The 9,495-nt window shown below is 65.8% G+C and carries 10 protein-coding genes and 1 pseudogene; 2 read left to right on the forward strand and 9 right to left on the reverse strand.

Translation table 11 applies throughout. The features are described 5' to 3' along the window. Nucleotides 1-16: 16 nt before the first annotated feature. On the forward strand, nt 17-1,015 hold the full coding sequence (locus Q0O40_RS07490) for an NADPH:quinone oxidoreductase family protein (RefSeq protein WP_295528165.1): 999 nt from the start codon (nt 17-19) through the stop codon (nt 1,013-1,015). A 33-nt stretch (nt 1,016-1,048) separates the two neighbouring features. Here the strand turns inward: Q0O40_RS07490 and Q0O40_RS07495 are convergent, their stop codons facing one another. Both Q0O40_RS07495 and Q0O40_RS07500 read right to left on the reverse strand, forming a co-directional pair. After that, nucleotides 1,049-1,459, reverse strand: coding sequence for a DUF2147 domain-containing protein (locus Q0O40_RS07495; RefSeq protein ID WP_295528168.1), 411 nt, complete (start codon nt 1,457-1,459; stop codon nt 1,049-1,051). 76 nt (nt 1,460-1,535) lie between these two features. Beyond that, the gene (locus Q0O40_RS07500; RefSeq protein WP_295528170.1) at nt 1,536-2,210 is read right to left on the reverse strand and encodes a trimeric intracellular cation channel family protein; all 675 of its coding nucleotides are present in this window, start codon (nt 2,208-2,210) and stop codon (nt 1,536-1,538) included. 137 nt (nt 2,211-2,347) lie between these two features. Between Q0O40_RS07500 and Q0O40_RS07505 the strand changes: the two genes are divergently transcribed. Beyond that, on the forward strand, nt 2,348-4,540 hold the full coding sequence (locus Q0O40_RS07505; RefSeq protein ID WP_295528173.1) for an EAL domain-containing protein: 2,193 nt from the start codon (nt 2,348-2,350) through the stop codon (nt 4,538-4,540). Nucleotides 4,541-4,582: 42 nt separating this feature from the next. Here the strand turns inward: Q0O40_RS07505 and Q0O40_RS07510 are convergent, their stop codons facing one another. The 7 genes and pseudogenes from Q0O40_RS07510 to sucA all read right to left on the reverse strand — a co-directional run. Further along, complete coding sequence (locus Q0O40_RS07510) at nt 4,583-5,242, reverse strand: PepSY domain-containing protein (RefSeq protein WP_295528176.1); 660 nt, start codon at nt 5,240-5,242, stop codon at nt 4,583-4,585. A gap of 13 nt (nt 5,243-5,255) precedes the next feature. Then, nucleotides 5,256-6,671 carry a dihydrolipoyl dehydrogenase gene (gene lpdA, locus Q0O40_RS07515; protein WP_295528178.1) on the reverse strand — a complete coding sequence of 472 codons (1,416 nt, stop codon included), beginning with the start codon at nt 6,669-6,671 and terminating at the stop codon, nt 5,256-5,258. Between the two features lie 37 nt (nt 6,672-6,708). Next, nucleotides 6,709-7,086, reverse strand: coding sequence for a DUF5615 family PIN-like protein (locus Q0O40_RS07520; RefSeq protein WP_295528179.1), 378 nt, complete (start codon nt 7,084-7,086; stop codon nt 6,709-6,711). Further along, the gene (locus Q0O40_RS07525; protein WP_295528181.1) at nt 7,083-7,325 is read right to left on the reverse strand and encodes a DUF433 domain-containing protein; all 243 of its coding nucleotides are present in this window, start codon (nt 7,323-7,325) and stop codon (nt 7,083-7,085) included. The genes Q0O40_RS07520 and Q0O40_RS07525 overlap by 4 nt, the downstream gene beginning before the upstream one ends. A gap of 11 nt (nt 7,326-7,336) precedes the next feature. After that, complete coding sequence (gene odhB, locus Q0O40_RS07530; protein WP_295528190.1) at nt 7,337-8,563, reverse strand: 2-oxoglutarate dehydrogenase complex dihydrolipoyllysine-residue succinyltransferase; 1,227 nt, start codon at nt 8,561-8,563, stop codon at nt 7,337-7,339. 2 nt (nt 8,564-8,565) lie between these two features. Continuing rightward, nucleotides 8,566-8,967: a hypothetical protein gene (locus tag Q0O40_RS07535; RefSeq protein ID WP_295528184.1), complete on the reverse strand. Its 402-nt coding sequence runs from the start codon at nt 8,965-8,967 to the stop codon at nt 8,566-8,568. 3 nt (nt 8,968-8,970) lie between these two features. Further along, nucleotides 8,971-9,495 (reverse strand): annotated as a pseudogene (gene sucA / locus Q0O40_RS07540) (2-oxoglutarate dehydrogenase E1 component); the annotation flags it as partial.

Raw genomic sequence — 9,495 nt, forward strand, 5'->3', positions numbered from 1 at the left:
ACCGGGAGAATTTGCCATGAAGGCCTTGCAATCGCACGCAGCAGGCGGCCCTGAAACTTTGACCCTCGATGATGTGCCCGATCCCGTCGCCGGGCCGGGGCAGGTCGTGATCAAGATTAAGGCCTGCGCGATCAATTTTCCCGACACGCTGATGATCCGCGACATGTACCAGTTCAAGCCCGCGCGCCCGTTTGCGCCGGGCGGCGAGATCGCGGGCGTGATCGAAAGCGTGGGCGAGGGCGTCACCGGGTGGAGCGTGGGCGACGGGGTGATCGCGGGCACCGGCAATGGCGGGCTGGCCGAAAAGATCGCGCTCGATGCGGGGCGGCTGTTTGCGCTGCCGGAAGGCGTCGATTTCGAAACCGGCGCGTCGCTGCTGATGACCTATGGCACCACTATCCACGGACTGCTTGATCGCGGACACCTCAAAGCGGGTGAAACGCTGCTGGTGCTCGGCGCGGCGGGCGGCGTGGGCATTGCCGGGATCGAATTGGGCAAAGCCTTCGGCGCGCGCGTGATCGCCGCCGTTTCGAGCGAGGACAAGGCCGCCATCGCGCGCGAGGCCGGCGCGGACGACTTGGTGATCTATCCGCGCGCACCGTTTGACAAGGACCAGAGCAAGGCGCTGGCCGAAGCGTTCAAGGCCGCCTGCGGGCCGGGCGGGGCGAACGTGGTCTACGATGTCGTGGGCGGCGATTATTCCGAGCCTGCGCTGCGCGCCATCGCGTGGGAGGGCCGCTTCCTCGTGGTCGGCTTCCCGGCTGGCATCGCGCGGATGCCGCTCAATCTCACGCTGCTCAAATCCTGCGACATTTGCGGCGTGTTCTGGGGCGCATTCACCGCGCGCGAGCCGGAGCGCAACGCGGCGCAAGTGGCCGAACTGTTCGCGCTGCTCAAAGCCGGCAAGATCCGCCCGCGCATCTCGGCGCGCTATCCGCTGGCGGGCGGGGCCGATGCCATCGCGCTGCTGGCCGACCGCAAAGCCACCGGCAAAGTCGTGGTGACGATGGAGTGAGGTGCGGCGCGGGTCAGCGCCAGACCTTACCCCTTACCCCTTCACCCGCACCCAATCCTTGCCGCGGCACAGCGGCCAGACGATGCAGCCGCGCACGTCCATCCGGGTGGGTGATCGCGGCGTCATGGTCACATCATACGTGTTGCCGTCGTCGGGATTGTAGATCCGGCCTTTCCACGCGCGGCCGACAGGGCGCAGATTGCGGAACAGGGTCATGCCAATCAGCGAGCGCCCGCGCAGCGCCGGGTCCTTGTTGAGCGAATCCAGCGGATCGCCGCTTTCGCCGCCCAGCACTTTGCCGCAGATGCCTTTGCCGCATGGGGTAATCTCGATCAGCCCGCCGCGATCGGGCGTGCGCCAGAGGCCGGTGATGTCGCTCTTGGCGGCAAACGCGGGCGCTGCGGTGAGCATCGCTCCTGCGGCCCAGACCAGACCTCTGTTCATGTTCTCTCCCTTATTGTGCAGACGCGAATAGGGACCCCTTGTGGCCAAAACGTGGCGGCCGCGCCATCATGCCGCGTTAAGGCGCGGGCTCGCTCGGCGGTGCATAAGATGGGATCGCCAACTTCCAGCGGATGGCCGCGCCGCGCAGGCCAAAGCCGGTGAACGCCGCCACCGGCCAAACCAGCACATTGGGCAGGCCCAGCGCGGTGCCTCCGGCGCACAGCGCGGCGGCAAGCGCGGCGGCGGTGACATAGATCTCGGGCCGCATGACGATGGAGGGCCTGGCCGCCAGCACATCGCGGATCACCCCGCCGACGCAGCCGGTGATCACCCCCATCAGCATCGCGGGCACCGGCGCAACGCCATAAGCCAGCGCTTTGGCGGTGCCGAGCACGGCATAAGCGCCAAGCCCCGCCGCATCCGCCCAATCGAGCAGCGCACCTTCCCACCAGCGGCGCGGGGTGAACCACACCAGCAGCGCCGCGCTCAGGCAGACCGGCGCAACCCATTGATCGCGCACCCAGAATACCGGCGCACCGATCAGCAGATCGCGCACCGATCCGCCGCCCACGCCGGTGATCAGCGCGAAAAACGCCATGGTCACGAATGTTTGGCGCAATTGCGCGGCCAGCAGTGCACCGCTGATTGCGCAGACCGCGATGCCCGCCAGATCGGCCGCGCCAAAGATCGCGACGAGATCGGCTGGCGGCAGGATCGCGAGCTGCGATGCGGGAAGGAGCGGGAGCGCCATGCCGGCGGTTCCTAAACCCTCAGCTGCTGATCGCAAAGGCTGGTCTGCAAAGGCTCAAAATACCGCGATCTTAGGTTCATCGTAACTATGCCCGTTTATGCCCGGCCAGTGGATTCGATACGTCGGGTGAGCCGCCCATGGCTGTGAAGAACTTGCTCAAAGGCTGGAGCGCAGCGCGCGCACCAGATGGGCCAAAAGCTGCGCCCGCCGCAGACGATGCCGCGCGCCGCCTTGCCCTGTTCGAAGATATCGAGCGCGCCAGCACCGGCTGGTTCTGGGCGACCGACCGCGAGGGCCACCTCAGCTATATCTCGCCCGGCGCGGCGCAGCGTTTCGGCATCGATGTGGCCGCGCTGCTGGGCAAGCCGGTCGCGGCGCTGTTTGAAACCGATCCCGATGATCAGGCCGAGCGCTCGGGCCGCCCGTTGCAGTTTATCCTCGGCGCGCATGCGCGGCTTGCCGATGTCACTGTGCGGCTGATACCCGCGCTGGCGGGCGAGGGCGCGCCGCCAGCGTGGTGGGCGCTCAGCGGGCAGGCGCGGCTCGATGCGGCCGGTGCATTTTCCGGTTATCGCGGCAGCGCGCGCGACATCACCACCGAATACGAGCGGCAAACGCAGGATTCGCGCGCTGCCGAATACGATTCACTCACCGGCCTCGCCAATCGCCATCGTATTGTCCGCCGGCTTGATCAGGTGCTCGCCGCCTACCGGCAAACGGGCCAGCCTTGCGCGCTGGTCCTGCTCGATCTCGATCGGTTCAAGGCGGTCAACGATACGCTGGGCCATCAGGCGGGCGACGAGCTTTTGCGCCAGGTCGGGGCGCGGCTGACCAAAGTGGTGGGCAAGCGCGGCGAGATCGGGCGTCTTGGCGGCGATGAATTCCAGATCGTGCTGCCCGGGATCGATGATCGCGGCAAGCTGGGCGAGTTGGCGGATCGGATCATCGGCGCGCTTTCGCTGCCTTACGAGCTGGCGGGCGACCGCGCGGTCATCGGCGCGTCGCTGGGCATGGCGATCGCTCCGTTCGATGGCGGCGACCGCGACGACCTGACCCGCGCCGCAGACCTCGCGCTCTATGCCGCCAAGCACGGCGGGCGCGGCGTGTTCCGCTTCTATTCGGCCGATCTGCGCGATGAAAAGGACGAGCGCCGCCAGCTTGAGGATGATGTGCGCGCGGCCGTTGCCAGCCTGTTCGAAGGCGGCGACTGCCCGCAGCTTGACTTGCGCTATCAGCCGGTGGTGCGCCTGTCCGATCATAGGGTAATGGGGTTTGAGGCGCTGCTGCGTTGGGAACGGCCCGATTGCGGCGAGATTTCGCCCGAGATGTTCGTGCCGGTGGCCGAAGACATTGGGCTGATCGGGCTGCTGGGCGGATGGGTGCTGCGCCGCGCCTGCGCCGATGCCGCCGCCTGGCCGCTGGACGTGCGCGTCGCGGTCAATGTTTCGGCGGTGCAGTTCGCCGATCCGGCCTTTCCGGCAGAGGTCGCCGATGTGCTGGAAAGCACCGGCCTTGCGCCAGAGCGGCTTGAGCTGGAACTGACCGAGGCGGTGTTCATGGGCGACAGCCACAGCACCGATGCCGCGTTCAAGGCGCTGAAGGCGCTGGGCGTGCGGCTCACGCTCGATGATTTCGGCACCGGGTTTTCCTCGCTCAGCTATCTGCGCTCGGCCCCGTTCGACAAGCTCAAGGTCGATCGCAGCTTTGTCGAAACTTGCACCTTGCAGGATCAGAACAGCGCGCGGATCATCGCCGCGATCATTGGCCTGGCCGATGCGCTGGGCATGGAAACCACGGTCGAGGGGGTCGAGGCGTTCGACCAGCGCGATGTCGTCTGCGCGCGCGGCGCAAAGCAGATTCAGGGCTTCCTTTATTCAGCGCCGCTGGGGCAACAGGCCATTCTGGATCGGATTGGCGCGCAAACGGAGCCGGGCGCGCCGCTCCTGATCGAACCTTCCGGCCCCGATCGCCACCGCCCTGAACGGCGCTCGGTCTATCGCCGGGTCGGCCTGATCCATCAGGATCATCGTTACAATGTGCTGATGCGCAATCTTTCGGCCACCGGCGCGCTGCTCGAAGGGATCATCGGCGTTCCCGAAGGCACCGGCGTCGTGCTCGATCTGGGCGGCGGCCAGCTGGCGGTATGCACGGTCAGCCGCTCGCAGGATGCCGAAATCGCGGTCGAGTTCGAAACCGCGCTGGTCAGCGATGGCGCGCGCGGCCTCGTCACCCGCCACCGCGCCTCCCCCGCCGCGCTCGCCGCCGCCGCCCGCATTCCGCGCGTCAGCACCCCGCAATTCCTCGAAGTCGAAACCCGAAAACCGCGCTGACCGCCCCCCATCAGCGGCACCGCGCGCCCAGGTCTGCGAGGTTTACCGCGCCTTGCGCCGCGGCCGCCCGAGCAGCACGAGGCCCAGGAGCGACGTGAGCAGCGCCAGCGCGGCAGACCCGATCAGCAGCGGATGATGCGTATTCTCGCGCCCCTGCAGATCCATGATGTGCAGCCCCCACATGAAGTCAAACACCCGCCACAGCGGCGTGCGCAGCGCCAGCACCTCGCCGGTTTCGCCATCGACATAGACATGCACATCATCGGCAAAGCGTGCCTGCCACGATGGCCGCGCGGTTCGCAGATCGAGCGGCGGCGCGCTTGCGGGAAAGGCGGTCATTGCGGTGATCGCGGGCGGCTTGATCCGCGCCGCCCCGGCGATCGCGCGCGCTTCGGCTTCGCCCGGCCGGCCCAGCGCCGCGCCGCTGCGCGCATCATAGCGCGCCTTGCGTCCATCGGCGGCCTCGGCGATCCACACCGCGCGGCCGGTTTGCAGCGTCAGCTTCAGCGCGCGCAGCGGCGGCGCATGCGGCATGATCAGCCCGGCGATGGCAAGCTGCGCGGGCGGCGCGCGCAAGTCCTCGCCGCGCACTTGCTCGATCGGCCACGATGTCATGAACAGCCCGCTAGCGGTCCACAGCACCAGCGGCACGCCCACCAGCCAGCCGATCCACACATGCCAGCGCGAAAGCTGGCGCATCATCCGATGTGGCCCATCACATATGGATCGGCTTGCCCATCACCGCCATCGCCGCTTCCTTCAGCGCTTCGGCATGGGTCGGGTGCGCGTGGCTGGTATAGGCGATGTCCTCGCTCGTCGCGCCGAATTCCATGGCCAGCGCCGCTTCGGCGATCATCGAACCCGCCACGCTGGCGATGCACCACACGCCCAGCACGCGGTCGGTCTTGGCATCTGCGATCACTTTCACAAAGCCGTCGGGCTCGTGGTTGGTCTTGGCGCGGCTGTTGGCGAGCATCGGAAACTTGCCGACTTTAATCGCCGCCTTGTCGCCGCCCGCCGCCTCCAGCGCCGCTTCTTCGGTCAGGCCTACGCCGGCAAATTCGGGGAAGGTATAGACCACGCCCGGGATCACCGCGTGATCGACGATGCCGGTGTGGCCCGCGATGAATTCGGCCACCGCCACGCCCTCGTCCTCGGCCTTGTGCGCCAGCATCGGCCCGGGGATCACATCGCCGATGGCCCAAACCCCGTCGATGGCGGTGCGGAAATCATGCCCCGTCTCGATCTGCCCGCGCTTGTTCACTTCAAGCCCGATCTTCTCCAGCCCCAGCCCGTCGGTGTTCGGCCGCCGCCCGATGGAGACCAGCACGCAGTCCGCCTCCAGTGTCTCCGCCGTGCCGCCCGCAGCGGGTTCCATCGTCAGCGTTGCCATCCCATCCGTCACGGCAACATCCGTCACCTTGGTCGAAAGCCGCAGCTCCATGCCCTGCTTCTTGAAGATCTTGGCGGCCTCTTTGCGCACGTCGCCGTCCATGCCGGGCAGCAATTGGTCGAGGAATTCCACCACGGTCACTTTCGCGCCGAGCCGCCGCCAGACCGAGCCCAGCTCCAGCCCGATCACCCCGCCGCCGATCACCACAAGATGCTTCGGCACCCGCGTCAGCGCCAGCGCACCGGTCGAATCCACGATCACGCCCGCCTCGTTGTCCACCGGAACGCCGGGCAGCGGAGTCACGCTCGAACCTGTGGCGATGACCACGTTCCGCGCCGTAACCTTCTGTTCTTCAATGGAAATGGTATGCGCATCGACAAACGAGGCATGGCCCTTTAGCCACGTCACCTTGTTCTTCTTGAACAGGAACGCGATGCCGCCGGTCAACTGCGTCACCGCGTCCAGCTTCTGCGCCTGCATCGCCGCCAGATCGAGCGTCACCGGCCCGGTCTTGATGCCATAAGTCGCAAACGTGCCGTTCACTGCCTCATCGAATTTCTCCGATCCGTGCAGCAAAGCCTTGGAAGGAATGCACCCGACATTGAGGCACGTCCCCCCCAGAGTCTCACGCGCCTCGACGCAGGCGGTCTTGAGCCCCAACTGCGCCGCCCGGATCGCCGCGACATAGCCGCCGGGCCCAGAGCCGATGATCAGAACGTCGTAATCGTAGTCAGCCATGTTTAACGTCCACCGAATTGCAGTATTTATGAATGCCTTATCGCGGTTCGACTTCGCCGCTTCGGGCGGGAAACCGACGGAACCGAACTTGCTCTGCCGTAACTACAGCAACATGACCCGCCAGTCGCTTGTCCTTGATCACTTCAAGCAGTGCCGCTGCGATCTCACTCTGCTCAAACGGATCGCAACGGATGTAAATCAGGGCAGGTGGGGCTGAATGGCCATGCGCGAAGATCAAGTCGGTAAAATCGCCATCCTCGCTGATCAGAATCCGGTCTTCGGTCCTTGCCCGCTCGATATGCTCCAAGTCACTGTCCTTTGGACAGATGAGCGCAGCACGCAGAACATCATGACCAGCATCCTCAAGGGTTTGCGCAATTTGCAAACCGATGTGAACATCCAGCAGGAACTTCAAGCTGCCCTTGCCTGGCCAATCGCGGCATAGTCCTCATCGTGCAGCAAATCGGCTGCAAATGCCGCCGCTGCCCGAAGATGAACTTCCTCTACACCGGGAAACTCCTCAGCGATTTGCGCTGCCGTCCACCCGGCACCCATCAGCTTGAGCACGAATTCAACCTTGATCCGCGTGCCCCGGAAGATGGGCTTGCCAAAGCCGATCGCCGGGTCCGAATGAATGTGCTCTTTCCAGTCCATCGCACCAAACCTCACAAATCGATCAGCAACCTCGTCGGGTCTTCTATCGCTTCCTTGATCGTCTTCAAAGCCGTCACTGCCTCGCGTCCGTCGATCAGCCTATGGTCGTACGACAGCGCAATATACATCATCGGCCGCGCCACGATCTGCCCATCGCGCACCACTGGCCGGTCCTCGATCCGGTGAAGGCCGAGCACGGCTGACTGCGGCGGATTGATGATCGGGGTGGACATCAGCCCGCCGAACACGCCGCCGTTCGAAATGGTGAAGGTGCCGCCCGCCATATCTGCCATCGTCAGCGTGCCTTCGCGCGCTTTCTTGCCAAACGCGCCGATCGCCTGTTCGATCCCGGCGAAAGAAAGTTTGTCGACATCGCGCACCACTGGCACGACCAGCCCGTTCGGCGCCGACACCGCGACCGAGATATCGACATAGTCGTGGTAGACGATCTCGTCCCCCTCCAGCCGCGCGTTCACCGCTGGAAAATCCTTGAGCGCGAGGCACGAGGCCTTCGCAAAAAAGCTCATGAAGCCCAGCTTCACGCCGTGCTTCTTCTCGAAAATGTCCTTGTACTTGTCGCGCGCCGCGATCACCGCGCTCATGTCCACATCGTTGAACGTGGTCAGCAGCGCGGCGGTTTCCTGCGCCGATTTCAGGCGGCGGGCGATGGTCTGGCGCAGCCGGGTCATCTTGACCCGCTCCTCGCGCCGCTCGCCCGCAGGCGCTGCGGGAACGGTTGCCGGGGCAGGGGCAGGGGCAGGGGCAGGGGCAGCCAGTACTGGCGCAGGTGCGGCGACTTTGGCCTGCGCCGCGCTCAGCACGTCTTCCTTGGTCAGCCGCCCGTCCTTGCCGGTGCCTTTCACCGTCGAAGGGTCGATGCCCGCTTCGAGCACCGCGCGGCGCACGGCGGGCGAGAGCACCGCGGCATCGTCGGCCTTCGCCAGTTCAGCCTTAGCAGCAGCGGGCGCCGCCGCCGCCGGAGCCGGAGAAGTCGCCACCCCGCTCGTCTCGATCAGCCCCAGCAGCGCGCCGACCGCCACGGTCTCGCCCTCGGCCACGCTATGCGCGCCCATGATCCCCGCCGCCGTCGCGCCCACTTCGACCGCGACTTTGTCGGTCTCAAGGCTGACAATCGGCTCATCGAGCGCCACCGCTTCGCCCGGCTGCTTGAGCCACTGGCCCACGGTCGCCTCGCTCACGCTTTCGCCCAGCACCGGCACTTTCACTTCGATCGACATGGTCATTTCCGTCCTGAATCTGGGTCCGACCACCACTGTAGGTTGGTCGCACCGGCATTGACGATAATCTGCTCAAGCTCCTGCGCCACGGCTTCCACTTCGGCGCGGGTATCAATCTTCTTCAGCCACTTGCGGATCTCTGGCTTGCTCGGCTCGATGAACACCAGCCAGGTGGAAAGATCGCCATAGTTCGCGCAGCCAAGCCAGAGGTGAAACGGATCGGCTTTGAGCTCGACAATCCAGCCCCAGTCTTCTTCGATCACCGCCCCGTTCATGCCCTTGGCCCGAAACGCCTCGCTCAGGAATTCTGCCAGCTCCGCTCCAAAGATCGTGTCGTTGATACTGTTGGGCCGGGCCTCAGGCCCGCCAAACCGTTCGCTGGTGAATTCCAGATGGGTCCGCACCGCTCACGCCTTCTTGCGGCGGCGAATTTCGCTGCGCACCGAGAGCGACAGCGCATTGCTGACCAGCGCGGCCTGCTCGGCGGCGTGCCGCTTGGCGAGGCCCGTTGCGGGGGATGCCGCCGCCAGCCGCCCGGCATAGCGCGGCCGGCCCAGCTTGCGCCCGGCGGCGATCATCGCCTCCTCGATCAGCTGCTCGACAAAGAACCACGCGCCATTGTTGCGCGGTTCTTCCTGGCACCACACCACTTCTTCCAGCTTGGGCATCCGCGAGAGGCGCAGCGCCAGCGGTTCGCCGGGGAAGGGGTAAAGCTGCTCCAGCCGGATCACCTGCACATCGCCAGATCCATTGGCGCCGCCCGATGCATTGCGCGCCTCGATCAGGTCATAGGCGACCTTGCCGCTGCACAGTACCACCTTGCGAGTATCCGCGTCGGCCGCGCCATTGGTGTCGGAAAGGATGCGCATGAAGTGCCCCTCGCCAACAAAGTCCGATGTCACCGATTTGGCCAGCGGATGGCGCAGCAGCGA

Origin of the sequence: Novosphingobium sp. Chol11 (assembly GCF_945870625.1) — a bacterium.
Lineage (GTDB): Bacteria > Pseudomonadota > Alphaproteobacteria > Sphingomonadales > Sphingomonadaceae > Novosphingobium.